Source organism: Variovorax paradoxus (assembly GCF_040544635.1).
Classification (GTDB): Bacteria; Pseudomonadota; Gammaproteobacteria; order Burkholderiales; family Burkholderiaceae_C; genus Variovorax; species Variovorax paradoxus_R.
Map to the genome: position 1 here is coordinate 203377 of NZ_JBEPKJ010000009.1, position 26061 is coordinate 229437.

Consider the following 26061-nt stretch of genomic DNA (forward strand, 5'->3'; position numbering starts at 1 on the left):
ATTGTCTTGTTTTCTAGGCGGCGATCGGCTCGGCGGCATCGTGGGCGGCCGCCGGCGTGTGCAAATGGTTGACCAGCGTGCGCGCGGCCACCGGCAGGGTCGAGAAGTCGCGCGCCACCAGCCGGATTTCGCGGTTGGACCAGGCGTCGTTCAGCGCCACGCTGCACAGGCGGCTGCCGATGCCCGCCTGCAGCAGTTCGAACGCGCGCTGCGGCATCACGCCGATGCCCAGGCCGTTGTCGATCATGCGGCACATCGCGTCGAGCCCGGTCACGTGGATGCGCAGCTTGACGCTGCGCCCCGCGTCAACGGCGGCCTGGTGCATGGCTACGTAGATCGAGCTGTTGGTGTGGAGCCCGACATGGTCGAAATCGAGCGAGGCGGCGAAATCGATCGCCCCCTGCGCGGCCAGCGGATGCCTGGCGGGCACGATCAGCACGAGCCGGTCGTGGCGGTAGGGCAGCGTCTGCAACTCGTTCGTGCCGTCGGGAATGTGGCAAATGCCGAGGTCGGCGGCGCCTTCCTGCACCGCGCGCACCACTTCGTTGCTCAGATGCTCTTCGAGGTCGATCTTGATCGCGTCATGCTCGCGCGTGAAGGCGCCAAGATCCTCCGGAAGAAACTGCACGATGGCCGAGATGTTGGCATGCACCCGAACATGGCCGCGCACGCCCTCGGCATATTCGCTGAGCTCGCCCTGCATTTTCTCGAGGCTGTAGAGCACCGAGCGCGCATGGTGCAGCAGGCTTTCACCCGCGGGCGAAAGATCGACCCCGCGCGCGTGGCGGTAGAGAAGGGTGGTGCCCAGGGTGGCTTCCAGGTCCGACAGCCGCTTGCTGATTGCCGAGGCGGCAATGAATTCGCGTTCCGCCGCCCGCCCGATGCTGCCCAGTTCGCAAACGGCCACGAACAGCTGCAGCGACGTGAGGTCGATGCGCCGGGCGAAATTGCGCTCGGAAGATGGGGAAGGGGTCATACGGGCCTTGGCATCTCGTATGGAGATGGAGGTCCGTATTTTCCCCTTGTTTTCAGGTTTGAGTCATCGCCATGCGCGATGACATTACTGTCGGTGCGCGATGAGCGTAAGAGGCGTCATTGGCGCTTCTTCGACGAATCCTCCATCTTTTCCCCGGCCTTCTGCACGTCCTGGCCGGCTCCTCTCCAAGTATTGCAACCCGACAGCGGTACCGCAAGGGCAAATGCAACGGCGAATAATGCGACAAGCGACTTCATGATGGAACTCCTTCGGCTCTAAGTGCTTTACAGCCTATCGCCGGCGTCCCGGTGCCGCATGTCAGCCAAGACGCAAAAAAGCTGCCCGAGGGCAGCTTTTAGGGATGAACGCCGGAAGCGCGCGATCAGCGCTTGCCGATGGGCTGCACGTCGCGCTTGGGCGAGCCTTCGAACAGCTGGCGCGGACGGCCGATCTTGTATTCGGGGTCGCCGATCATTTCGTTCAGCTGGGCAATCCAGCCGACCGTGCGGGCCAGCGCGAAGATCGCGGTGAACAGCGGCACCGGAATGCCGATGGCGCGCTGCACGATGCCCGAGTAGAAGTCGACGTTCGGGTAGAGCTTGCGCGACACGAAGTACTCGTCTTCCAGGGCGATCTTTTCCAGTTCCTTGGCCAGCTTGAACAGCGGGTCTTGCTCCAGGCCCAGCTCGGTCAGCACTTCGTTGCAGGTTTCCTGCATCAGCTTGGCGCGCGGGTCGTAGTTCTTGTACACGCGGTGGCCGAAGCCCATGAGCTTGACGTTCGAGTTCTTGTCCTTCACCTTCTTGATGAACTCGCCGATCTTCTCCACGCCGCCTTCCTTCTGGATGTCGTAGAGCATGTTCAGCGCCGCTTCGTTGGCACCGCCGTGGGCAGGGCCCCAGAGGCAGGCCACGCCGGCCGCAATGGCCGCGAAGGGGTTGGTGCCCGACGAGCCGCACAGGCGCACGGTCGAGGTCGAAGCGTTCTGCTCGTGGTCTGCGTGCAGGATGAAGATGCGGTCGAGCGCGCGCTCGAGCACCGGGTTCACCTTGTACTCCTCGCACGGCGTGGCGAACATCATGTGCAGGAAGTTGCCCGCGTAGCTCAGGTCGTTCTTCGGGTACATGTACGGCTGGCCGATCGTGTACTTGTAGGCCATGGCCACGAGCGTGGGCATCTTCGCGATCAGGCGGATCGCGGCGATCTCGCGGTGCTCGGGATTGTTGATGTCCGTGCTGTCGTGATAGAAGGCCGACAGGGCACCCACCAGGCCGGTCATGATGGCCATCGGATGCGCGTCGCGGCGGAAGCCGCGCAGGAAGAATTGCATCTGCTCGTTGACCATCGTGTGGTTGGTCACGAGCTTGGTGAAGTTGGTCTTCTTGGCCTGGTCCGGCAGCTCTCCGTAGAGCAGCAGGTGGCAGGTTTCGAGGAAGTCGCAGTTGGTTGCGAGCTGCTCGATCGGGTAGCCGCGATACAGCAGTTCGCCCTTGTCGCCGTCGATGTACGTGATGGCCGACTGGCATGCGGCCGTCGACATGAAACCCGGGTCATAGGTGAACATGCCGGTCTGCGCATACAGCTTGCGGATGTCGATCACGTCGGGGCCCACGGTGCCCTTGTAGATCGGCAGTTCGACGCTGTCGCCGCCGTTGCTGAACGACAGCGTGGCCTTGATATCGGAAGCTTTCATTTCGGGTTTCTTTCAGAGAGTATTCAGGAAGGCGAAGAGGAAACGGGGGCGGAAACGGAGGTCGCGGGGCGCTGCGCGCCATCGGTGCGCATCAACTGCAGCAACTCGACCACCTCGGCCCCGGCCCATTCGGGCTCGGGCTCCTTTCTTCGCAGCAGAAGATCGAGGAGGTCGTTGTCCGACAGGTCCATCAATGTCTCCATCGCTCCCGCCTGGCCGGCAGTCATGTGGGACTCGTGCCGTTCGAAGAAGCGGGCGATGAACAAATCGTTCTCGAGCAGACCGCGCCGGCAGCGCCATTTCAGCTTGCTCAGCGCGCGTTCGCTGATCGGCTGTGCGAGTTCGGCAGCGGTTTGCATGGTTTCTCTCGGGAAGTAAAGGTTCAGATGGCGCGGCGCACCATCAGTTCCTTGATCTTGCCGATCGCCTTCGTCGGGTTCAGGTTCTTCGGGCACACGTCGACGCAGTTCATGATCGTGTGGCAGCGGAACAGGCGGTACGGGTCTTCGAGGTTGTCCAGGCGCTCGGCGGTGGCTTCGTCGCGGCTGTCGGCGATGAAGCGGTAGGCCTGCAGCAGGCCGGCCGGGCCCACGAACTTGTCGGGGTTCCACCAGAAGCTGGGGCAGCTGGTGGAGCAGCTCGCGCACAGAATGCACTCGTACAGGCCGTTGAGCTCTTCGCGCTCTTCCGGCGACTGCAGGCGCTCCTTCTCGGGCGGCACGTTGTCGTTCTGCAGGTAAGGCTTGATCGAGTTGTACTGCTTGAAGAACTGCGTCATGTCCACGATCAGGTCGCGGATCACCGGCAGGCCCGGCAGCGGCTTCAACACGATCGTGCCCTTGAGCGTGAGCATGTTGGTCAGGCAGGCGAGGCCGTTCTTGCCGTTGATGTTCATGGCGTCGGAGCCGCAGACGCCTTCGCGGCACGAGCGGCGGAACGACAGCGTGGGATCCTGCGCCTTGAGCTTCATCAGGGCGTCGAGCAGCATGCGCTCATGGCCGTCGAGTTCGATCTCGATGGTCTGCATGTAGGGCTTGGCGTCCTTGTCCGGGTCGTAGCGGTAGATCTGGAATGTGCGCTTCATCGTGAAACCTTGTGATGTTGTTCTTGTTTAGAACGTACGGACCTTGGGAGGAACGGAGTCGACCGTCAGCGGCTTGAGGTTGACCGGCTTGTAGGAGAGGCGGTTGTCCTGGCTGTACCAGAGCGTGTGCTTCATCCAGTTCGCGTCGTCGCGGCCGAGCGGTGCCACCGGGTCGTCCGACGGACGCTCGTAGTCTTCCACCGTGTGCGCGCCGCGGCATTCCTTGCGTGCGGCCGCCGAGACCATCGTGGCCTGCGCCACTTCGATGAGGTTGTCGACTTCCAGCGCTTCGATGCGCGCGGTGTTGAACACCTTGGACTTGTCCTTCAGGCCGATGGCGTTGACGCGCTCGCGCACGGCAGCGATCTTGACCACGCCTTCGTCCATCGAGGCTTGCTTGCGGAACACGGCGGCGTGCTGCTGCATGACGGCGCGGATTTCGCCGGCCACGTCCTGCGCGTATTCGCCGTCGGTGGTCGCTTCGAGCCGGTTCAGGCGCTCCAGCGTGCGGTCGGCGGCATCAGCCGGCAGCGGCTTGTGCTCTTTCAGCTTGTCATTGAACTCGACGATGTGGTTGCCGGCCGCGCGGCCGAACACCAGCAGGTCGAGCAGCGAATTGGTGCCCAGGCGGTTGGCGCCATGCACGCTCACGCAGGAGCATTCGCCCACGGCATAGAGGCCGTTCACCACGGCGCTGTTCTGCTCGCCCTGCTGAATCACGACCTGGCCGTTGATGTTGGTCGGAATGCCGCCCATCTGGTAGTGGATGGTCGGCACCACGGGAATCGGCTCCTTGGTGATGTCGACGTTGGCGAAATTCACGCCGATTTCGTACACCGAGGGCAGGCGCTTGTGGATGGTCTCGGCACCGAGGTGGTCGAGCTTCAGCAGCACGTAGTCCTTGTTGGGACCGCAGCCGCGGCCTTCCTTGATTTCCTGGTCCATCGAGCGCGAAACGAAGTCGCGCGGTGCCAGGTCTTTCAGGGTGGGCGCATAGCGCTCCATGAAGCGTTCGCCGTTGCTGTTGAGCAGGATGGCGCCTTCGCCGCGGCAGCCTTCGGTCAGCAGCACGCCGGCACCGGCCACGCCGGTCGGGTGGAACTGCCAGAACTCCATGTCCTGCAGCGGAATACCCGAACGCGCGGCCATGCCCAGGCCGTCGCCCGTGTTGATGAAGGCGTTGGTCGAGGCCTGGAAGATGCGGCCCGCGCCGCCGGTGGCCAGCAGCACCGTCTTGGCCTGCAGGATGTGCAGGTCGCCGGTTTCCATTTCGAGGGCCGTGACGCCGACCACGTCGCCTTCGGCGTCGCGGATCAGGTCGAGGGCCATCCATTCGACGAAGAACTGGGTGCGTGCCTCGACGTTCTTCTGGTAGAGCGTGTGCAGCATGGCGTGGCCGGTGCGGTCGGCCGCGGCGCAGGCGCGCTGCACGGGCTTTTCGCCGTAGTTGGCCGTGTGGCCGCCGAACGGACGCTGGTAGATCGTGCCGTCGGGGTTGCGGTCGAACGGCATGCCGAAGTGTTCGAGCTCGTACACGACCTTCGGTGCTTCACGGCACATGAACTCGATCGCGTCCTGGTCGCCGAGCCAGTCGGAGCCCTTGATCGTGTCGTAGAAGTGGTAGTGCCAGTTGTCCTCGCTCATGTTGCCGAGCGATGCGCCCACGCCGCCTTGGGCCGCGACCGTGTGCGAGCGCGTGGGGAACACCTTGGAGAGCACCGCCACGTTCAGGCCGGCGCGGGCCAGTTGCAGCGAAGCGCGCATGCCGGAGCCGCCGGCACCGACGATCACGACGTCGAACTTGCGCTTGGTGATTTGTTCTTTTGTGTAGGTCATGGTGGGGTCAGATCTTCCAAAGCACTTGAATGGCCCAACCCGCACAACCGACAAGCCAGACGATGGTGAAAATTTGAAGGGCGAGGCGAATGCCGACGGGCTGGACATAGTCCATCCACACATCGCGCATGCCAACCCACACGTGATAGAGCAGGGAAACGATCACGGAGAAGGTCAGCACCTTCATCCACTGCGCGGCGAAGATGCCGGCCCAGAGGTCGTAGCCGAGGGGACCACGCGTGAAGATCAGTTGCGCGAGCAGGATGATCGTGAAGAGCGCCATCAGGCCGCCCGTGATGCGCTGGCTGAGCCAGTCGCGCAAACCGTAATGCGCGCCGACGACGATGCGCTTGGAGCCGTAATTCACAGACATGGTTGGCTCCTTCTCAGTACAGGCCGAACAACTTGGCGCCGAGCACCAACGTGAGCACGATGCTCAGGAACAGCGTGGCGATCGCCGAACTGTGTCCGAATTCCTTGGTGACGGCGGCGTGGCTCACGTCCATCCAGAGGTGGCGCAGGCCGGCGATGAAATGGTGCAGGTAGGCCCAGATCAGCGCGAGAGCGACCAGCTTGAAGAACCAGCCCGGAACGAAACCAAGGCCGCTGTTGAAGGCGGCCTTGAATCTGGCAAACGAATAGTCGGACGAAAGCGAGGTGTCGAACATCCAGATGATGAACGGCAGCAGCAGGAACATGATCACGCCGCTCACGCGGTGCAGGATCGACACGATGCCGGCCGGCGGCAACCGGTAGGTCGTGAGATCGGTGAAGGCATTGATGTTCCGGAATTCGCGACGCGGCGGCCGGGGAGGGGTTGCAAGCTCTGTCATTGGGGGGAGGCTTTCGTGGCTTGGTGGCTTGTTCTGATAGCGAACGCTTTTGTTTCTTCTGCGGAATGCAAACAACGCAAAATTCTATTGCAATGCACCATTGCATGGCGGAGGTGCTCTTGTCGGCGCAGCGCTGCAGTCGGATGCTATTGACTTCGGAGCGTGCTGCGCAGGGGGCGCCGATGCTGCAATGCGGGTCGATCGTGGTTTCATTTGACGCGATCTCAGCCGAGCTGATTGCGGTAGTGGTGCGTGTCGGTGCGATAGAGGCCGCGACGCAGTTCCATCGGCATGTCGTGATAGGTGTGGGCCAGGCGCTCCACGCTGAGCAAAGGCATCTGCAGCGACACGTCGAGCAGCGCCGCCTGCTCCGGATCGGGCAGCACCGCGCGAATTTTTTCTTCGGCGCGCACCATGCGCACGCCGAATTCGGTTTCGAACATGGCGTACATCGGGCCCGGCCAGGCCCGCAGCCGCTCGGCCGTGAGTCCCTTGAAGGGCGCTCCGGGGAGCCAGAGGTCTTCGAGAATGGTCGGCACGCCCACGTAGGCGAGCACGCGCCGCACCTGCAGCACCGCGTCGCCCGTGCGCAGGCCCAACGCGCGCGCCACGTCGGCCGAGGCGCGCTGGCGGCGGCAATCGACGATGGTGCGCTCGGCCGGGCCTTCGGTGCTCGGCGTGCCGACATCGGGCACGAGCTTGAGAAAGCGGTACTGCACGTGCTGCTCGGCATGCGTGGCAACGAAGGTGCCCTTGCCCTGGCGCCGCACCACCAGATTTTCGGCCGCCAGCTCGTCGATGGCCTTGCGCACCGTGCCCTGGCTCACGCGATACCGCGCTGCAAGATCCATTTCGCTCGGGATCGGCTCGCCCGGCTTCCACTCGCCGGCCTGCAGGCTCTGCAGGATCAAAGTCTTGATCTGCTGATAGAGCGGACTGAAGGATGGCGTCGCAGATTCTTCAAGGACGGTGGGGGCATTCATGGCAGCGGTGGGGTGCGCCGTGGCGGAACCTCCGAGCATATCTTATATAAGACATAAGACGGCTTGCGCCGATTCGGCTTAAAATGCGGGCCGGCCTGCGCCGCGGGAAGGATTTCCGCCCTGCAGGACACCGGCGCTACGCGCGCCCGCCGACACCGTTTCACCATCTTCTGGAGTCTTCCCATGAGCAAAAAACCCGTCCGCGTTGCCGTCACCGGTGCCGCCGGTCAAATCGGTTACGCCTTGTTGTTCCGTATCGCGTCCGGCGAAATGCTCGGCAAAGACCAGCCGGTCATCCTGCAATTGCTCGAAATCCCCGACGAGAAGGCCCAGAAGGCGCTCAAGGGCGTGATGATGGAACTCGACGACTGCGCCTTCCCGCTGCTGGCCGGCATGGAAGCCCACGGCGACCCGATGACCGCCTTCAAGGACGCCGACTACGCCCTCTTGGTCGGTTCGCGTCCGCGCGGCCCGGGCATGGAGCGTGCCGAGCTGCTGGCCGTCAACGGCGCCATCTTCACGGCGCAAGGCAAGGCCTTGAACGCCGTTGCCAGCCGCAACGTGAAGGTGCTCGTGGTCGGCAACCCCGCCAACACCAACGCCTACATCGCGATGAAGAGCGCCCCCGACCTGCCGCGCAAGAACTTCACCGCCATGCTGCGCCTGGACCACAACCGCGCCGCCAGCCAGATCGCTGCCAAGACCGGCAAGCCCGTGGCCGACATCGAGAAGCTCACCGTCTGGGGCAACCACTCGCCCACGATGTACGCCGACTACCGCTTTGCCACCATCAAGGGCGAAAGCGTTGCCAAGATGATCAACGACCAGGAATGGAACGCCAACACCTTCCTGCCCACCGTCGGCAAGCGCGGCGCGGCCATCATCGAAGCGCGCGGCCTGTCGTCGGCTGCCTCGGCTGCCAACGCCGCCATCGACCACATGCGCGACTGGGCCCTGGGCACCAACGGCAAGTGGGTCACCATGGGCATTCCGTCGGACGGCCAGTACGGCATTCCGAAGGACACCATGTTCGGCTTCCCGGTCACCTGCGAGAACGGCGAATACAAGCTGGTCGAAGGCCTCGAAATCGACGCGTTCAGCCAGGAACGCATCAACAAGACCCTGGAAGAGCTGCAGGGCGAGCAGGCAGGCGTCGCTCACCTCCTGTAATCGCAAATCGCAGCATCGGCATGCTCGACTGGAACCCCGCGCTCTACCGTCGCTACGAGGACGAGCGCACCCGACCCGCACAGGAACTCCTGGCGCGGGTGCCGTTGTCCGAGGCGGCCCATGTGGTCGACCTCGGCTGCGGACCGGGCAATTCCACCGAGCTGCTGGCACGCCGGTTCCCGAAGGCACGCGTCGTCGGGACCGACAACTCCGAAGCCATGCTGGTCAGCGCGCGCGAGCGCCTGCCGCAAGCGCGCTTCGAGTTGAGCGACATCGCGACCTGGGCGCCGCAAGACCAAGCGCCCGACCTCATTTATGCCAACGCAGCCCTGCAGTGGGTGCCGGATCACGAAACGCTGATCCCGCGCCTGTTCGCTGCGCTGGCCCCGGGTGGCGTGCTCGCCATCCAGATGCCCGACAACCGCGAAGAGCCCACGCACCGCCTGATGCGCGCCGTGGCCGGCGAGGCGCCCTGGGCCGAGCCCATCGGCAATGCCGACCGCATGCGCACCTTGCTGTTGCCGCTCGGCGGCTACTACGACCTGCTGGCACCCGAAGCGGCCAAGGTCGATGTATGGCACACCATTTACCAGCACCCCATGGCCGACGCTGCGGCCATCGTCGAATGGGTGCGCGGCACGGGACTGAAGCCTTTCGTGGATCGGCTGCCGGCCGACCTGCAGGCAAGCTATCTCGCCGAGTACGAGCGCCGCGTCGACCAGGCCTATCCCGCTCATGCCGACGGCAAGCGATTGCTGGCTTTCCCGCGCATGTTCATCGTGGCGCAGAAAAAAGCATGACGAAGTCCGTCCATCCCGGCGAAGTGTTGCTTGGCGCGCAAGCCGGTGCCGTGACCTTGCCCGTTTGCGACCACTACAGCGGCGTTGAAGCCCGCATGAAGAAGAGCCTCGCTCTGCAGGCCGAAATGGCCGAGGAGTTCGGTGCCTGCGTGTTCGACGTCACGCTCGATTGTGAAGACGGTGCTCCCGTGGGCGGCGAGGCGGAGCATGCCGCGCTCGTCACCGAACTGGCACTTGCCGCAAAGCCGGGCATGCGAGTCGGTGTGCGCGTTCATCCCGTCGATCACCCGGCCTTCGCCGGCGACGTGATCACCATTGCGGGCCGCGCCGGGCATCGGCTCAGCCACCTGATGGTGCCCAAGGTCGAATCCGCGGCCGATGTGGCGCAGGCGGTGGCGGCGCTCGAGGCCGCCGATGCCGATGCGCTGCCGCTGCATGTGCTCATCGAATCGCCGCTCGCCGTGCACAACGCGTTCGAAATCGCGGCGCATCCGCGCGTGCAATCGCTGAGCTTCGGCCTGATGGACTTCGTTTCCGCCCACGCGGGCGCCATTCCCGCCGATGGCATGGGGGCGGCCGGCCAGTTCACGCATCCGCTGGTGGTGCGCGCCAAGCTGGCCATCGCATCGGCGGCGCACGCCTACGGCAAGGTGCCTTCGCACTGCGTGGTCACGGAGTTCAACAACACCGACGCCATGCGCACGGCGGCCCGCAAGGCGGCCACCGAATTCGGCTACACGCGCATGTGGAGCATTCATCCGAACCAGATCCGGCCGATCCTGGAAGCGTTTGCGCCGGACGAGGCCCAGATTCAAATTGCCGTAGAAATCATTACAAATGCCGCACTCGCGAATTGGGCGCCGACACAAATTGATGGCACATTGCACGACCGCGCGAGCTATCGCCATTTTTGGCAAGTGCTGACGCGTGCCCACGCAACAGGGCGCGCGTTGCCTGCAGAGGCAAAAGCCTGGTTTGCACTCGCGGCCTCCTGAAACTTACGAATCCAGCCTCAAGGAAATACCCATGAAGAAACTTGCTCTGATCGCAGCCCTGGCCCTGGCGCTCCCGTTTGCCGCCACGGCGCAAACCCCCGCTGCCAAGCCGGCCGCCAAGGCCGAAGCCAAGAAGGCGCCCCCCAAGAAGCAGGTCACCCGCAAGGCCGCCAAGGCCGTCGAAGAAGTGACGCCCATCGCCGATGAAACCAATATCGTGCTGACCGACGCCGACCTCGAAGTCGCCAAGCGCGTTTCGCTCGGCAAGGCACAGTGCGAACTCGGCGCCGACGTGACCGTGGCGGCCGACGAGAAGAAGCCCGGCTTCTTCAACGTGACGACCAAGGGCCTCAAGTACCGCATGCACCCGGTCGAAAGCCGCACCGGCGCCATCCGCCTCGAAGACGCCCGTGCCGGCGCCATGTGGCTCCAGCTCGGCAACAAGTCGATGCTGATGAACCAGAAGGCGGGCCTGCGCATTGCCGATGAATGCCAGACGGCAGAGCAGGTCGCATTTGCCGAAGAAATGAAGAAGAACCCGCCGAAGAGCCTGTTCGAAGGCGCCGACGCGGCCAAGAAATAAGAGTACCGAACCAGGGGTGCGGCGCGGCTCTTGCTTGCCGTACCGCACGCCCGCCAGCCCAGTTTCCGGAGAAAAGAAGATGTTGCAAGCCTACGTTGACCATGTTGCCGAACGCGCCGCGCTCGGTATTCCGCCGCTGCCATTGAGCGCGAAGCAAACTGCCGAAGCCATCGAGCTCCTCAAGAGCGCGAATGCCAAGGACGGTGCCTTCCTGCTCGATCTGCTCACCTATCGCGTGCCCGCCGGCGTCGACGACGCGGCCAAGGTCAAGGCGAGCTACCTGGCGGCCGTGGCCCACGGTACCGAAAAGAACGCGTTCATTTCGCGCGCCCGCGCCACCGAATTGCTCGGCACCATGCTCGGCGGCTACAACATCAGCCCGATGATCGACCTGCTCGACGACGCCGAAGTAGGCGCCGTGGCAGCCGAGGGCCTGAAGAAAACCCTGTTGATGTTCGACCAGTTCCACGACGTCAAGGAAAAGGCCGACAAGGGCAACGCCCACGCCAAGGGCGTGCTGCAAAGCTGGGCCGATGCCGAATGGTTCACCAGCCGCCCCGAAGTGCCGCAAAGCATCACGGTCAGCATCTTCAAGGTGGCCGGTGAAATCAACACCGACGACCTGTCCCCCGCACCCGACGCCACCACGCGTCCCGACATTCCGATGCACGCCCTGGCGATGCACAAGAACGCCCGCCCCGGCATCGTGCCCGAGGAAGACGGCAAGCGCGGCCCGGTGAAGTTCATTGAAGACCTGCGCGCGCGCGGCCACCTCGTGGCCTACGCCGGCGACGTGGTCGGCACCGGCTCTTCGCGCAAGAGCGCCACCAACTCGGTGCTCTGGTTCACCGGCGAAGACATTCCCTTCGTGCCCAACAAGCGCTTCGGCGGCGTCTGCCTCGGCGGCAAGATCGCCCCCATCTTCTACAACACCATGGAAGACTCGGGCGCACTGCCCATCGAGCTCGACGTGAGCCAGATGAACATGGGCGACGTGGTCGAGCTGCGTCCCTACGAAGGCAAGGCGCTGAAGGACGGCAAGGTCATCGCCGAATTCACCGTCAAGAGCGACGTGCTGTTCGACGAAGTGCGCGCCGGCGGCCGCATTCCGCTGATCATCGGCCGCGGCCTCACGACCAAGGCGCGCGAAGCGCTGGGCCTGCCGGTCTCCACGCTGTTCCGCCTGCCGCAAAGCCCGGCCGACACCAAGAAGGGCTTCTCGCTCGCACAGAAGATGGTCGGCCGCGCTTGCGGCCTGCCCGAAGGCACCGGCGTTCGCCCGGGCACGTACTGCGAACCCAAGATGACTTCGGTCGGCTCGCAGGACACCACCGGCCCGATGACGCGCGACGAGCTGAAGGACCTGGCCTGCCTGGGCTTCTCGGCCGACCTCGTGATGCAGTCGTTCTGCCACACGGCGGCGTACCCGAAGAAGGTCGACGTCAAGATGCACCACGAACTCCCCGAGTTCATGGCCAACCGCGGCGGCGTTTCGCTGCGCCCCGGCGATGGCGTGATCCACAGCTGGCTCAACCGCCTGCTGACGCCCGACACCGTCGGCACGGGCGGCGACAGCCACACCCGTTTCCCCATCGGCATCAGCTTCCCGGCCGGCTCCGGCCTCGTGGCCTTCGCGGCCGCCACCGGCGTGATGCCGCTGGACATGCCCGAATCGGTGCTCGTGCGCTTCAAGGGCAAGATGCAGCCCGGCGTCACGCTGCGCGACCTGGTCAACGCCATTCCGCTGTACGCCATCAAGTCGGGTCTGCTGACGGTGGCCAAGCAAGGCAAGAAGAACATCTTCTCGGGCCGCATCCTCGAAATCGAAGGCCTGCCCGACCTGAAGGTCGAACAAGCCTTCGAACTGAGCGACGCCTCGGCCGAACGCTCGGCCGCCGGCTGCACGGTGCACCTGAACAAGGAACCGATCATCGAGTACATCAACAGCAACATCACGCTGATGAAGTGGATGATTGCCGAAGGCTATGCCGACGCCCGCACGCTGGCACGCCGCATCGCCGCACAGGAAGCCTGGCTCAAGGACCCGCAACTGCTCAAGGGCGATGCAGACGCCGACTACGCCGCCGTCATCGAGATCGACCTGGCCGAAATCCACGAACCCATCGTGGCCTGCCCGAACGACCCTGACGACGTGAAGACGCTGAGCGACGTGGCCGGCGCGGTCATCGACGAAGTGTTCATCGGCTCGTGCATGACCAACATCGGCCACTTCCGCGCCGCGTCGAAGCTGCTCGAAGGCAAGCGCGACATCCCGGTCAAGCTGTGGATTGCGCCGCCCACCAAGATGGACGCGCAGCAGCTCACCGAAGAAGGCCACTACGGCGTGTTCGGCAATGCCGGTGCGCGCACCGAAATGCCGGGCTGCTCGCTGTGCATGGGCAACCAGGCGCAGGTGCGCGAAGGCGCCACGGTCATGTCGACCAGCACCCGCAACTTCCCGAACCGCTTGGGCAAGAACACCAACGTGTACCTCGGCTCGGCCGAACTGGCCGCCATCTGCTCGCGCCTCGGCCGCATTCCGACGCGCGAGGAGTACATGGCTGCAACGGGCGTGCTGGATGCATCGAGCGCCCAGATCTACCAGTACCTGAACTTCGACAAGATCGACGACTACAAGACCGAAGCGGCTGCTGTCGTGGCGCCTGCCGCAGTCGCAGCCTGATCAGAGCGCATAACTCGCGGTTCAAGAAAGCCCCGCTTCGGCGGGGCTTTTTTCATGCCGGCTGTGCCGCCAGCGCGGTCAGCGCCGCAGCCGTCTGCGTATCGGCCGGAAAGAACGACTCCACCGCCAGCTCCTGCAAGGTAACGTCCACCGGCGTGCCGAAGATCGTGGTGGTGCTGATAAAGCTCAGCACACCGTTCGGCGTGACCAGCTGAAAAGGCACCACGACGCCTGACAGTTCCGTGTTCGCGGCCGGCGCGTCGTGGCTTACGCTGGGCGTGGGGTAGGCCTCGAGCTCGTCGTGCAGCGCCTGCAGCACGGCATCGCCTGTCGCGGCAATCTGCTGCTGCAGGCGTTCGAGCAGATGGGCGCGCCACTGCGCAAGGTTGGCGATGCGCGAGGCCAGGCCCTCGGGGTGCAGGCTCAGGCGCAGCACATTGATGGGGGCTTGCACCAGCTCCGGCGCCGCGCCGGCCATGAGCATCGGCACCAGCGCGTTGTAGGCCACCAGGTTCCAGTGGCGGTCCACCGCCAGGGCGGGAAACGGCTCGTGGCCCTTCAGCACCAGGTCCACCGCGCGCCGCGCCGAAGCCAGGGCGGGGTCGTCGAGCGAGCGCTGCCGGTACATCGGCGCGAAGCCCGCGGCCACCAGCAGTGCATTGCGCTCGCGCAGCGGCACTTCCAGCCGTTCGGCCAGGCGCAGCACCATCTCGCGGCTGGGTGCGGCACGGCCGGTTTCCACATAGCTCAGGTGGCGCGTCGAAACCTCGGCCTCCTGCGCGAGATCGAGCTGGCTCAGCCGGCGATGAGTGCGCCAGTGCCGCAGGTGCGCGCCGAACGGATCACGCGCGCCGGGCTGGCCGGGCTTGGACGAGTGGGAGCGGGGAGTAGTCATGGCCCGCATTCTGGCGCGCCGGCGCCGGTGCGCCATGACCTCCGAGGTTATCGACGGGATGCGCACCCTCCGGAATCATTGGCTCCAACGCGGCAGGACAGGCTTGCGGCGTACCACCCGAAGGAGATTCTCATGTCCGTCTTTGCATCCCCCCGTTTCCTCCCCAACGTCATGTGGGCCGACGCCGCCTCTTGCGCCGCAACCGGTGCGTTGCAGGTGGCTTTCACCGATGCGCTGGCACGGCTGACCGGCCTGCCGGCGCCCTTGCTCATGAGTACCGGCGTATTCCTGCTGGCATACGCGGCGGCCGCGGCCTTCATGGCCATGCGCCGCACACCGCCCCGCACGCTCATCGGGCTGGTGGTGGCCGGCAATTTCGGCTGGGCCGTGGCGTGCGTGGCGTTGTTGATGAGCGGCATGTTCGCGGTTACCGCATTGGGCATGGCCTGGGTGCTGGCACAGGCGCTGTGCGTGGTGGTGCTGGCCGAGCTGCAATGGACGGGCCTGCGCCGGACACGCGGCGGCGCGAACGTGGCCCTGGCCTGAGCGCGGCGGATGCCGGCAACACCTGTTTACCCGGCATTTCTGGCCATGAGAAAGGTGGCACTTCAAGGGCATTGCAGGGAAGACCGACTACAACAACTGACATCGATCCCTGCTATCTTTGAGGTGCTTCCACGAACAGATCGAACCAACAGGAGTTCCTCAATGGCCAAAGCACCGGCGCACGCCTTTGCGTCCACCCTCAAGACCTTCAAGACCCCATCCGGCGCATCCGGCAAATACTGGTCCCTGAAGGAGCTGGCCAAACAATATCCCTCCGTGAACCGGCTGCCGGTGTCGATCCGCATCGTGCTCGAGTCGGTGCTGCGCAATTGCGACGGTCAAAAGGTCTCGCCCAAGCATGTCGAAGAACTTGCGCACTGGGCGCCCAACGCAGACCGAATCGACGAAATTCCCTTCGTCGTGACCCGCGTGGTGCTGCAGGACTTCACCGGCGTGCCGCTGCTGGCCGACCTGGCCGCCATGCGCAGCGTGGCCGCCAAGCTCGGCAAGTCGCCCAAGACCATCGAGCCGCTGGTGCCGGTGGACCTGGTGGTCGACCACTCCGTGATGGTCGACTACTACGGCACCTCCAATGCGCTCGACCTCAACATGAAGCTGGAGTTCCAGCGCAACAACGAGCGCTACCAGTTCATGAAGTGGGGCATGCAGGCCTTCGACACCTTCCGTGTCGTGCCCCCCGGCTTCGGCATCGTGCACCAGGTCAACCTCGAATACTTTGCGCGCGGCGTCTATAAGAGCTCGAGCGACACCGCCGAGGTGCCGGTGTACTACCCCGACTCGCTGGTCGGCACCGACAGCCACACCACCATGATCAACGGCGTTGGCGTGGTCGGCTGGGGCGTGGGCGGCATCGAGGCCGAGGCCGCCATGCTGGGCCAGCCCGTGTACATGCTGACGCCCGATGTGGTGGGCTTCGAGCTCACCGGCAAGCTGCGCGAAGGCGTCACGGCCACCGACCTGGTGCTGTACGTCACGGCCATCCTGCGCGCTGAAAAAGTGGTGGGCAAGTTCGTCGAGTTCTTCGGCCCGGGGGCCGCGTCCATCGCCGTGCCGGACCGCGCGACCATCGGCAACATGGCGCCCGAATACGGCGCCACCATGGGCTTCTTCCCGGTCGACGAAATGACCGTGGCCTATTTCGAAGGCACCGGCCGCACCAAGGAAGAGGTCGAGCGCTTCGAGGCCTACTACAAGGCGCAAGGCCTCTTCGGCATGCCCGCCCCGGGCGACATCGACTACACCAAGATCGTCAAGCTCGACCTCGGCACCGTGTCGCCGAGCCTCGCGGGTCCGAAGCGGCCGCAGGACCGCATCGACCTGGGCCACCTGTCCACCAAGTTCTCAGAACTCTTCAGCAAGCCCAACGACGCCAACGGCTTCAACCAGCCGGCCGAGCGGCTCAAGCTGCGCTATGCGCTGACCACGAGCGGCCAGGGCGACGACAACGAAGCCGCGCCGCCGCCGCCCGGCGCGCCGCGCGAAGTGGTCGAGATGGTGGCCAACCGGTCGACCAAGGCGGCCGCGCATGTGAACGCCACCGCGCCGGCGGCGCCCAAGGGCGGCGTGACCATCGGCAATGGCGACGTGCTGATCGCGGCCATTACCTCGTGCACCAACACCTCCAACCCGAGCGTGATGCTCGCGGCCGGCCTGCTGGCCAAGAAGGCGGTGGAGGCGGGCCTCACGGTCAAGCCGCACGTCAAGACCTCGCTCGCGCCCGGCTCCCGCATCGTCACCGAATACCTCGAGAAAGCGGGCCTGCTGCCGTATCTCGAAAAGCTCGGTTTCTATCTGGCCGGCTATGGTTGCACCACCTGCATCGGCAACGCGGGAGACCTCACGCCGGAGATCAACGACGCCATCACCAAGAACGACCTGGTCGGTGCGGCCGTGCTTTCGGGCAACCGCAACTTCGAGGCGCGCATCCATCCGAACCTGAAGGCCAACTTCCTGGCCTCGCCGCCGCTGGTGGTGGCCTTTGCGATTGCGGGCAACGTGATGGTCGACCTCATGACTGAGCCGGTCGGCAAGGGCAAGAACGGCAAGAACGTGTACCTGGGCGACATCTGGCCGACGCCGAAGGAAATCGACGACAACCTGCGCTATGCGATGAACGCCAAGTCGTTCCGCGAGAACTACGACAAGGTGAAGACCGACCCCGGCAAGTTCTGGAGCAGCATCCAGGGCACCAACGGCCAGGTCTACGACTGGCCTTCTTCGACCTACATCGCCGAGCCGCCGTTTTTCGAGGGCTTCAAGATGGAGCCGCACGCGTCGGACGCGGGCTTCAAGGGCGCGCGGATCATGGCGCTCTTCGGCGACTCGATCACCACCGACCATATTTCGCCCGCAGGTTCCATCAAGGAAAGCTCGCCCGCGGGCATCTGGCTCAAGGCGCACGGCGTGGCCAAGGCCGACTTCAACAGCTACGGCTCGCGGCGCGGCAATCACGACGTGATGATGCGCGGCACTTTTGCCAACGTGCGCATCAAGAACCTGATGATTCCGCCGGACATCAACGGCACGCAGGAAGAGGGCGGCGTCACGCTGTTCCAGCCTGGCAACCAGAAGATGTTCATCTACGACGCTGCCATGAAGTACATGGAGCAGGGCATTCCGACCGTGGTCTTTGGCGGCGAGGAATACGGCACCGGCTCGTCGCGCGACTGGGCCGCCAAGGGCACGCAGCTGCTGGGCATCAAGGCCGTGGTGGCGCGCAGCTTCGAGCGCATTCACCGCGCCAATCTGGTCGGCATGGGCGTGTTGCCGCTGCAGTTCCGCGGTGCCGATTCATGGCAGACGCTGGGCCTCACGGGCGAAGAAAAAATCGACGTGGTGATCGGCGGAGCACTCAAGCCGCAGATGGATGTGAAGCTGGTCGTGCACCGTGCCGACGGCACGCACCAGGAGGTGACAGTGCGCCTTCGCATCGACACGCCGATCGAGGTGGACTACTACAAGCACGGCGGCATCCTGCCGTTCGTGCTGCGGCAGTTGCTTGCCTGATGATGCAGGGCGTCTCAACGACCACCCGGATATTCGGCGGTGCTTCGAAGGCTCGGCGTGGAGTGCCTGGCCATCGACTACACCGCGGGCGGCGGTGCCAACCGGGCTGAGCGCCAGGAACTGATCATCTACAACTGGGGACCGCGAGGCCGAACCGGCTTGACTCTTCTAAAGGCTACAAGTCGGCAAAGTCTGGCCTAGAGGTGAGGCTGTGCTTCAGGTTCAGATGTGCGCACAAGCCTACGAGATCCGGGAACATGGATTTCGGCGTGAAGCCCGTGGCTTGCAACATGTCTAGGATGGGTTCCCTCGCAGCGGATGGAATCACGATCTCTGACAGATGAGGCTTCACCTGCCGATTGCTTTCCAGCGTCACGAATTTGCCTTGGCTTGCAAAGGCGTGCAAAGTGAACCAGCCATCTTGGGCGGTGACCCGCGGGTTGTTCAGCCGCGGTTGGAATACCACGGTCTTCCGTCGTCCGAATGGATCGCCCTCGTAGACGGTCCTGTCAAGAAGCTTCTCCGCGTGCAGCACATAGACGTAGACCGGGCCTGGTTCGTGCGAGCTGCAAGCAAAAAACAAGGCCACCAATGGGTTGGCCGACCAGTCAAGCAGGCGAGTCTTCAACCCGTGGTGCTGAGCTATGACCATCAAGTCGACCATCGTGTGTTGGCCAGGAGACATGAGAGACGCCCCCAAGAGTCCAAATTGCTCCAATGCGTCGCTCTCACTCAGCACGCGGTTGCGATCTGGGGTGCCGCGCGCGACGCCGGGTAGCAGGTTCCCGCGTCTGTCCTGCCCGCGAAAAATGTATTGGCCCTCGTCATTCTGAAGGCGCTCGACCACTCGGACATAAGCGCCAAAGTCGTTCACCCTCTCGCTGGGAATCGTCATCGTTGTTGCCATGCTGCTCCTCTTGTAAGCCGTCTGCGAAAGCCCGGAACATCCGGCGTGAGGCAGGCGGCGAGCAGTATTGTTGTCTACGCGCGGCCTTGGAGGCTTCCACCGAAGCGAGAGAGAAGATGTGACATATTCCGTTGACGCCGCTGCGATGGATGGGGGCGTGTATAGGGTAGGCCCCTCAACTCCTTGAAAACAGAGACGCGCATGACGGACGAAAAAGCAATTGAGGCGGTGAGGGAGGCGCTCGGCAAACCAGTGCTTCCAGAGTTTTCTGACGCCACCTCAAAGATTCGGCTCAATTTAATGATCGTGGCCTGCATCACGATCGCCATGATCATTCTGGACGTCAAGGTTGCCCCGCAGAACACGTTGCTCGGCGTGACATTTGAGGGCCTGACCACAGAGAACCTGAAAACCGGACTCTTGGCGATCAACCTGTACATGTTCATCCATTTCGCATGGTGTGCGATGGACGGTTTGCAAGAATGGCGGCTGCGGGTGACCGGCACGAGAGTCGCATTCATAACCGGCGCCCGATTTTCGTCCCCCGACGCCGACCATCCGAGCGATCCCCGCCAATCTACTCTGTACAACTGGTGGCTGGCTCAAAGTGCCCGAATGAAACGCATCGATGAGGGCTCCACAAAGCTCCAGGCAGACCTGACGAGATTTGTTCAGGAGTCACGCCACGCTGACTTCCAAAGCGGTCTAGAGCCGGGGGCGCCGATTCGATCGATCTTGGATGGCCTCAAATCCGACATGCAGACCCTCACTCATGAGGTGGGCCTAGCAAAAGGGGTGGTGAACTCTGTCCGGATTCCAGTGTCACTTCAGCGGTTTGAAAACGCATTTCAACTATTTCTCCGAAGCCAGAACCTGCGTTGGTTGGTCGTTGAAGCTGGTTTTCCGCTGCTCTTGGGCGTTTCGAGCATTTTTTTGCTGTTGAACGAACGCTGGAGCTAAGACCGGCGGTGCAACCGCTGCAATTCCTTTGCAGCCTTTGCAACGCGCATCTGAACGATTTATCTCAGCGAACCATCGCTAGTTATCGTGCCGCCGCGCTTCAACCAAGACCAGGGACGAGCCCGTTTCAATGATAATAGTTCTCATTGCTGAGATGAACGAGTTCCAACCCGCATGACCATCCCTCTTTCCGTGGCCGCTGCCCCTGTCTCTATCCGCCTGGACGAACTACCCAGCCATCAGTGGGCGACGGTATTGGACGTCGTGCGGTCGGCCGATGCCGAGGGGCAAGAGTTGGCGCTGCGCCTGACCGAAATCGGCTTCGTGCCCGGCGAGGCCGTGCGCATCGTTGCCAGCGGCCTTCCGGGGCGCGAGCCTCTGGCCGTGCGGCTGGGCCACACCACCTTTGCGTTGCGCCGCCACGAGGCCGCGCTGATCCATGTGGCACCGGGCGTGCCGGAGGGCGCAAGCCATGGTTGAGGCCGTCATCCAGGGGCCGGGGCGCCTTGCAGCCACCGCACAGCCCGGGCGCGTCGCACTGCTCGGCAATCCGAACTGCGGCAAGACCGCGCTCTTCAACCTGCTCACCGGCAGCCGCCAGAAGGTGGCCAACTACGCCGGCGTCACAGTCGAGCGCAAGGAGGGCACCCTGCGCACCGCGTCGGGCCGCCGCGTGTTCGTGCTCGACCTGCCGGGCGCCTACAGCCTGAACGCGCTCAGCGCCGACGAGGCCGTGACGCGCGACGTGGTCACGGGCAAGAGCAGCGAGCCGTTGCCCGACCTGCTGGTGTGCGTGACCGACGCCACCAATCTGCGGCTCAACCTGCGGCTCGTGCTCGAGGCCAAGCGCCTCGGCGTACCGATGGTGGTGGCGCTCAACATGACCGACATGGCGAAGAAGCAGGGCATTGCGGTCGACACGGCCGTGCTGTCGCGCGAACTGGGCGTGCCGGTCGTCGAGACTGTCGGCGTGCACTCGGGCGGCGCGCAAGGCCTGCTCGAGGCCCTCGATGCGCCGGTGGCCGCCGCCGCGCCGCAGCCCTGGCAGGCGCCGGGGCTCGACGACGTGCTTGCCACGCAACGCGAGGTGCGCCGCATCCTCGGCCTTGCCGTGCGTGAGCCGGTTGGAAGCCTGGCCACCAGCGACCGCATCGACCGTGTGGTGATGCACCCCGTGTGGGGCATGCTGGTGCTGGCGGTCACCATGTTCCTGATGTTCCAGGCCGTGTTCAGCTGGGCCAATGTGCCGATGGACGCCATCAAGGCGGCAACCGAGGGCCTTGGCGAGCTGCTGAAGACCCGCATGCCCGAGGGCATGCTGCAAAGCCTGCTGGTCGATGGCGTCATTGCCGGCGTGGGCGGCGTGGTCGTTTTCTTGCCGCAGATCCTGATCTTGTTCCTGTTCATCCTGGCGTTGGAAGACTCGGGCTACTTGCCGCGCGCTGCGTTCCTGCTCGACCGCGTGATGGGCACCGTGGGGCTCTCGGGCCGCTCCTTCATTCCGCTGCTTTCGAGCTTTGCCTGCGCCATTCCCGGCGTGATGGCGACGCGCACCATCAGCAACTGGCGCGACCGCATCACCACCATCATGATTGCGCCGCTCATGACCTGCTCGGCACGCCTGCCGGTCTATGCGCTGCTCATTGCGGCGTTCATTCCCGCGCGCACCGTGGGCGGCGTGTTCAACCTGCAGGGCGTGGTGCTGTTCGCGCTGTATGTGTTCGGCATCGTCTCGGCGATGGCGGTGGCCTGGGTGATGAAGCGCTTTCGCGACAACAAGCAGCATTCGCCGCTGATGATGGAACTGCCGGCGTACCGCTGGCCCAACGTGCGCAACCTGGCGCTGGGCCTTTACGAGCGGGCGTGGATCTTCATCCAGCGCGTGGGCACGATCATTCTCACGCTCACCATCCTGCTGTGGTTCCTGTCCACCTTTCCGTCGCCACCGGAGGGCGCCACCGGGCCTGCCATTCAGTACAGCCTGGCCGGCATGATCGGCCGGGGGCTCGAACACATCTTCGCGCCCATCGGCTTCAACTGGCAGATATCCATCGCGCTGGTGCCGGGCATGGCGGCGCGTGAGGTGGCGGTGGGCGCGCTCGGCACGGTGTATGCGCTCTCGGCCACCGGCGACGACGTGGCGAACCAGCTCGAGCCGCTGATCGCGGGCAGCTGGTCGCTCGCCACCGCGCTGTCGCTGCTGGTCTGGTATGTGTTCGCGCCACAGTGCATCTCGACGCTGGCGGCCGTGAAGCGCGAAACCGGGTCGTGGAAATACGTGTGGATCATGGCGGGCTACCTGTTCGCGCTCGCCTATGCGGCATGCTTCATCACCTACCGCGTTGCGGTGGCGCTCGGAGCAGGTTAAAACCTGCAATGAAAGGTTTGAAGAAGAAATGGCACAGCAACTGATCGTCGGATTGATCGTCGCCGCCGCCGCGTTCTACGCGGTCTGGCGCTGGATGCCCGCGGGCTGGCGGCGCAGCGCGGCGCAGAAGCTTGCGGCCGGTACGCACCGTGCCGGGCTGGTCGACCAGGAGCGCGCCAACCAGTTGGCGGCTTCGCTTGCCAAGACTTCGGGCTGCGGCTCTTGCGACAGTTGCGGCAGTTGCGGGCCCAAGGCAACCGACCACAAACCCGGATCCGACAAAGCTGGCCAGGGCCCGCTGTCCTCGCACAGCCGCTGAGGCCGATGCCCGCACACATCCTGGTCGTCGGCGGCGGCATCGGGGGGCTTGCGACCGCGCTGGCGCTGTCCCGCGGCCGCCACCGCGTCGATGTCTTCGAGCAGGCGGCCGCGTTCGCCGAAATCGGCGCCGGTATTCAAATCGGCCCCAACGTCACGCGGCGCCTCCAGCAACTGGGCCTGGCCGAAGGCCTTGCGGCGGTTGCTGCGTGCCCTGACGCATTGGTGGTCCAGAGTGCCGGCAGCGGTGCCGAGCTGGCCCGCCTGCCGCTTGGCGATGCCATGCGCCAGCGGTATGGCGCGCCTTATCTTTGTGTGCATCGCGCCGATCTGCATTCGCTGCTGCTCGACGCCGTGCGCGCACGCGGCACCGGCACCCTGGTGACCGATGCGCACATCGCACAGGTCGAAGCCGGCGACGATCTCGTCTGCGTATCGGGCAGCGGTGCACGCGCCTGGGAGGGCGAGGCGCTGGTCGGCGCCGACGGCCTCTGGAGCGTGGCGCGCCAACGGCTCGAGTCGCCATTGGCGGCCGAACCGCCGCACGTCACCGGCCACACGGCCTGGCGCGGAATCGTTGCACAGGCCGACTTGCCGCAAGCGCTGCGGCGCGATCGCATCGACGTGTGGCTCGGCCCGCGCCTGCATGCGGTGTCGTACCCGGTGCGCGGCGGCGCGTGGCTCAACGTGGTCGTCATTGCCGAGTCCGCGCCGGCCGGCGATGCGCGCGACTGGGACCAGGCCAGCAGCCTTGCCGCGCTGCAGAAGGCCACGGGCCGCAGCACAAGCGGCTTGCAGGCCTTGCTCGAAGCCATGCCCGGCTGGCGCGCGTGGACACTCAGCGACCGACCGCCGCTCGCTTCCGCCGCCGACATGGCCCACGAGCGCGTGGCGCTGGTGGGCGACGCCGCGCACCCGATGGTGCCTTACCTCGCGCAGGGCGCGGGCATGGCCATCGAAGATGCGGTCGCCTTGGCCGAGGCGCTTGGCGATGGCGGGGCGGCTCAAGTGCCGGCCGCATTTGCCCGCTATGCCGAGGCTCGCTGGCAGCGCAATGCCCTCGTGCAGGCAAGGGCGCGGCGCAACGGGCAGATCTTTCACGCCACCGGCGCGATGCGTCTGGGCCGCGACCTGGCCATGCGCACGCTGGGCGCGCGGCTGCTGGACCAGCCCTGGCTCTACGCGGGCTGACGGCAGCAGCTGTACCTGGAGGCTCCTCTCAGAGCCTGAACGTCTGCAAGTGCTCGATGCGCTCGGCCAGACCTTCGGCGCCGAGATAGTGGCCTTGAGAGCCGTCGCGAACCTCGCGCAGCGTGGTCTCGAGTTCGGCCAGCATCGCATCGCGGTCGGCAACGAATGCGGGCGGCACGTCGATGCCCGTCTGCGTGCATGCATCGGCGATCAGGTGCGCGCTTGCAGGCGCACCGCAAGCCGCGCATTTGACGATGGCCGCCACGCTGGGCTCCGCGCCGTTGGCGAGCAACGCGTTCGTGAGCTCGGGCGAAATCTGGCCGTCGATGTTGCGCAGGGCGTCGCGTGCCACCGGCGCGCCCGCGCGCACCAGCGCCATGGCCGCGGCGAAGGCGCCCTTGCCTATGGCAACGTCCGTGGCCAGTGCGCTGCCCTGCTGCGGGCCTTCGAAGCTCACGCCCGCGGCCGCGAGTTCAGCCACCAGGTCCGCATCGTCGGTGGCAATGGCGTGGTGCAGCGCTGCGCGCGCAGTGGTTGGCAACCGGCGCAGCGTTCCATCCGCCAGCGGCGTGCGCCAGTCGACAACCGCGCGGCAATAGAAGGTCACCAGCTTGTCCATCAGGTCGAGATCCAGGCCATGGTCCTGGTGTCTGTCGTCAAGATACTGGAGCAGCGTCTGGCCCGAGAAATAGTCGCCGGTGGGCGCCAGCGGGTCTTCGTCGAGATGCAGGGCCGCAAAAGCGCCGTGCAGATCGGGCGCAATGGTGCTCAGGCCGTCTTCGTGCAGCGCGTGCGTCCAGGCCGGCGGCAGCCCTTGCTTCCACGCGACGATGTGCCCGTGTTCGGGGCCGGGCTCGACCACCGCATAAACCCGATCGAGATACTCGAAGCCGCCGAAGGGCAGGTGCGTGAGCTTGCCGCTCCAGGGGCGGTCTTGTGTCTTGGCGGCCTCTTCAGCCAGCTCCTGCTCGAACTCGATCCAACCTTGCAGATCGCGATAGCCGTCGCTGCCGTCCCAGAATAGCTCCGACCAGCTGACGGATTCCACGTTGCCGTTCATCAGCAGCGACAGGTCGTAGTCGAGACGGCCGCCCGCCGTTTGCCGCCACAGTTCGACCAGCGGCTCGGGAATCGGCCCCGCGCACAGTGCCTGGATGGCGGCGATCTGCTGCGTGGGCATCGGCGGCTGTGCGTCGAAGATCACGCGGTCCGCAAACAGGACCACGCCGTGCTCGCGCAGGGTAGCAAGCTCTTCGAGCGAAAACTGGACATCGTTCATGGCAGTGCCTCCGTTGTTGCCAATGTAGCGCTTTGGGCAAATGGGGCAAGCGCTTGCATGGCGCACGGCGGATGCGGGCTACATCACAGGTCGGTGCGCAGCTTCCAGATTTCGGGGAACAGCACCACGTCGAGCATCTTGCGCAGGTAGCTCACGCCGCCTGTACCGCCCGTGCCGCGCTTGAAGCCGATCACGCGCTCGACCGTGGTCACATGGCGAAAGCGCCAGAGCCGGAATGCGTCTTCGAGGTCGGTGAGCTTTTCGCCGAGCTGGTACAGATCCCAGTGATCGTGCGGGTTGCGATACACCGTGAGCCATGCCGCCTCGACACCGTCGCTGGATTCGTAGGGCTGCGTCCAGTCGCGCTCCAGCCGATCGGCGGGCACAGGCAGGCCGTGGCGCGCAAGCAGTTTCAGTGATTCGTCGTAGAGCGAAGGCGACCGGTAGGCTGCTTCGACCTGCGCCAGCAGATCGGGCCGGTGCGCATGCGGCTTGAGCATGGCGGCGTTCTTGTTGCCGAGCGCGAACTCGATGCAGCGGTACTGCGCGCTTTGAAAGCCGCTCGAGTTGGCCAGGTAGGGGCGCATGGCCGTGTACTCGGGCGGTGTCATGGTCGAGAGAACGGTCCATGCGCTCACGAGCTGTTCCATGATGCGGCTCACGCGTGCCAGCATCTTGAAGGCGTCGGCCAGTTTTTCCTGCGCGATGCAGGTAGTGGCCGCGCGCAGTTCGTGCAGCATGAGCTTCATCCAGAGTTCGCTGGTCTGGTGCTGCACGATGAACAGCATCTCGTCGTGTGCGGGCGAGAGCGGGTGCTGTGCGTTGAGGATTTCGTCGAGGTGCAGGTAGTCGCCGTAGCTCATCGACGCGCTGAAATCCAGCTGCGCCTTTTCTTCGTGAACGATTTTTTCGGTGCTCATGATGCTTGCCGGCG

General features: G+C 64.7%; 25 protein-coding genes. 12 read left to right on the top strand and 13 right to left on the bottom strand.

All coding sequences use genetic code 11. The features are described 5' to 3' along the window. Positions 1–13 precede the first annotated feature (13 nt). The 9 genes from ABIC94_RS16825 to ABIC94_RS16865 form a co-directional block, all read right to left on the bottom strand. Positions 14–976 (bottom strand): LysR substrate-binding domain-containing protein, encoded by a 963-nt coding sequence (locus ABIC94_RS16825; protein WP_354374141.1) that lies wholly within the window; start codon positions 974–976, stop codon positions 14–16. A gap of 116 nt (positions 977–1092) precedes the next feature. Next, a complete protein-coding gene (locus ABIC94_RS16830; RefSeq protein ID WP_319430678.1) occupies positions 1093–1233 on the bottom strand; it encodes an entericidin A/B family lipoprotein in 141 nt (46 codons plus the stop codon). A 125-nt stretch (positions 1234–1358) separates the two neighbouring features. After that, the gene (gene gltA, locus ABIC94_RS16835; protein ID WP_354374142.1) at positions 1359–2669 is read right to left on the bottom strand and encodes a citrate synthase; all 1311 of its coding nucleotides are present in this window, start codon (positions 2667–2669) and stop codon (positions 1359–1361) included. A 23-nt stretch (positions 2670–2692) separates the two neighbouring features. Continuing rightward, positions 2693–3028 (bottom strand): succinate dehydrogenase assembly factor 2, encoded by a 336-nt coding sequence (locus tag ABIC94_RS16840; RefSeq protein ID WP_354374143.1) that lies wholly within the window; start codon positions 3026–3028, stop codon positions 2693–2695. Between the two features lie 23 nt (positions 3029–3051). Beyond that, positions 3052–3753 (bottom strand): succinate dehydrogenase iron-sulfur subunit, encoded by a 702-nt coding sequence (locus tag ABIC94_RS16845; RefSeq protein WP_013540023.1) that lies wholly within the window; start codon positions 3751–3753, stop codon positions 3052–3054. 27 nt (positions 3754–3780) lie between these two features. Continuing rightward, entirely contained in the window at positions 3781–5589 is a 1809-nt protein-coding gene (gene sdhA, locus ABIC94_RS16850; RefSeq protein ID WP_354374144.1) for a succinate dehydrogenase flavoprotein subunit, read from the bottom strand. Between the two features lie 7 nt (positions 5590–5596). Next, positions 5597–5962: a succinate dehydrogenase, hydrophobic membrane anchor protein gene (gene sdhD, locus ABIC94_RS16855; RefSeq protein ID WP_055804289.1), complete on the bottom strand. Its 366-nt coding sequence runs from the start codon at positions 5960–5962 to the stop codon at positions 5597–5599. A gap of 13 nt (positions 5963–5975) precedes the next feature. Next, complete coding sequence (gene sdhC, locus ABIC94_RS16860; protein WP_354374145.1) at positions 5976–6422, bottom strand: succinate dehydrogenase, cytochrome b556 subunit; 447 nt, start codon at positions 6420–6422, stop codon at positions 5976–5978. A 224-nt stretch (positions 6423–6646) separates the two neighbouring features. Beyond that, entirely contained in the window at positions 6647–7405 is a 759-nt protein-coding gene (locus tag ABIC94_RS16865; RefSeq protein WP_354374146.1) for a GntR family transcriptional regulator, read from the bottom strand. Between the two features lie 183 nt (positions 7406–7588). On the opposite strand from ABIC94_RS16865, the gene ABIC94_RS16870 reads away from it, so the two are divergent. The 5 genes from ABIC94_RS16870 (at position 7589) to ABIC94_RS16890 (ending at position 13636) form a co-directional block, all read left to right on the top strand. Further along, positions 7589–8575, top strand: a complete 987-nt coding sequence (locus tag ABIC94_RS16870; RefSeq protein ID WP_307702257.1) for a malate dehydrogenase — start codon at positions 7589–7591, stop codon at positions 8573–8575. A 20-nt stretch (positions 8576–8595) separates the two neighbouring features. Further along, positions 8596–9375 carry a trans-aconitate 2-methyltransferase gene (tam, locus tag ABIC94_RS16875; RefSeq protein WP_354374147.1) on the top strand — a complete coding sequence of 260 codons (780 nt, stop codon included), beginning with the start codon at positions 8596–8598 and terminating at the stop codon, positions 9373–9375. Beyond that, on the top strand, positions 9372–10370 hold the full coding sequence (locus ABIC94_RS16880) for an HpcH/HpaI aldolase/citrate lyase family protein (protein WP_354374148.1): 999 nt from the start codon (positions 9372–9374) through the stop codon (positions 10368–10370). Before tam ends, ABIC94_RS16880 begins: the two co-directional genes overlap by 4 nt. A gap of 31 nt (positions 10371–10401) precedes the next feature. Beyond that, positions 10402–10953, top strand: coding sequence for a hypothetical protein (locus ABIC94_RS16885; RefSeq protein WP_354374149.1), 552 nt, complete (start codon positions 10402–10404; stop codon positions 10951–10953). A gap of 79 nt (positions 10954–11032) precedes the next feature. After that, on the top strand, positions 11033–13636 hold the full coding sequence (locus ABIC94_RS16890) for a bifunctional aconitate hydratase 2/2-methylisocitrate dehydratase (protein WP_354374150.1): 2604 nt from the start codon (positions 11033–11035) through the stop codon (positions 13634–13636). A 52-nt stretch (positions 13637–13688) separates the two neighbouring features. Here ABIC94_RS16890 and ABIC94_RS16895 read toward each other — a convergent pair whose 3' ends face one another. Continuing rightward, the gene (locus ABIC94_RS16895) at positions 13689–14531 is read right to left on the bottom strand and encodes a helix-turn-helix domain-containing protein (protein WP_354374151.1); all 843 of its coding nucleotides are present in this window, start codon (positions 14529–14531) and stop codon (positions 13689–13691) included. A 132-nt stretch (positions 14532–14663) separates the two neighbouring features. On the opposite strand from ABIC94_RS16895, the gene ABIC94_RS16900 reads away from it, so the two are divergent. Next, positions 14664–15077, top strand: a complete 414-nt coding sequence (locus ABIC94_RS16900; protein ID WP_354374152.1) for a hypothetical protein — start codon at positions 14664–14666, stop codon at positions 15075–15077. 162 nt (positions 15078–15239) lie between these two features. Further along, positions 15240–18104 (top strand): aconitate hydratase, encoded by a 2865-nt coding sequence (locus ABIC94_RS16905; protein WP_354374153.1) that lies wholly within the window; start codon positions 15240–15242, stop codon positions 18102–18104. A 175-nt stretch (positions 18105–18279) separates the two neighbouring features. Here ABIC94_RS16905 and ABIC94_RS16910 read toward each other — a convergent pair whose 3' ends face one another. Further along, positions 18280–19011, bottom strand: a complete 732-nt coding sequence (locus tag ABIC94_RS16910) for an FRG domain-containing protein (protein WP_354374154.1) — start codon at positions 19009–19011, stop codon at positions 18280–18282. A 201-nt stretch (positions 19012–19212) separates the two neighbouring features. Between ABIC94_RS16910 and ABIC94_RS16915 the strand changes: the two genes are divergently transcribed. The 5 genes from ABIC94_RS16915 to ABIC94_RS16935 all read left to right on the top strand — a co-directional run bounded on the left by ABIC94_RS16915 (position 19213) and on the right by ABIC94_RS16935 (position 23848). After that, on the top strand, positions 19213–19971 hold the full coding sequence (locus ABIC94_RS16915; RefSeq protein WP_354374155.1) for a hypothetical protein: 759 nt from the start codon (positions 19213–19215) through the stop codon (positions 19969–19971). Positions 19972–20145: 174 nt separating this feature from the next. Continuing rightward, positions 20146–20451 carry a FeoA family protein gene (locus ABIC94_RS16920; protein ID WP_354374156.1) on the top strand — a complete coding sequence of 102 codons (306 nt, stop codon included), beginning with the start codon at positions 20146–20148 and terminating at the stop codon, positions 20449–20451. After that, a complete protein-coding gene (feoB, locus tag ABIC94_RS16925) occupies positions 20444–22339 on the top strand; it encodes a ferrous iron transporter B (protein WP_354374157.1) in 1896 nt (631 codons plus the stop codon). Before ABIC94_RS16920 ends, feoB begins: the two co-directional genes overlap by 8 nt. Before the next feature lie 28 nt (positions 22340–22367). After that, entirely contained in the window at positions 22368–22658 is a 291-nt protein-coding gene (locus tag ABIC94_RS16930; protein ID WP_354374158.1) for a DUF6587 family protein, read from the top strand. Between the two features lie 5 nt (positions 22659–22663). Next, positions 22664–23848: an FAD-dependent monooxygenase gene (locus tag ABIC94_RS16935; protein ID WP_354374159.1), complete on the top strand. Its 1185-nt coding sequence runs from the start codon at positions 22664–22666 to the stop codon at positions 23846–23848. A gap of 28 nt (positions 23849–23876) precedes the next feature. On the opposite strand, the gene ABIC94_RS16940 is transcribed toward ABIC94_RS16935, so the two are convergent. Beyond that, positions 23877–25127 (bottom strand): SMI1/KNR4 family protein, encoded by a 1251-nt coding sequence (locus ABIC94_RS16940; RefSeq protein ID WP_354374160.1) that lies wholly within the window; start codon positions 25125–25127, stop codon positions 23877–23879. Between the two features lie 83 nt (positions 25128–25210). Continuing rightward, the gene (kynA, locus tag ABIC94_RS16945; protein ID WP_354374161.1) at positions 25211–26047 is read right to left on the bottom strand and encodes a tryptophan 2,3-dioxygenase; all 837 of its coding nucleotides are present in this window, start codon (positions 26045–26047) and stop codon (positions 25211–25213) included. Between the last annotated feature and the right edge of the window lie 14 nt (positions 26048–26061).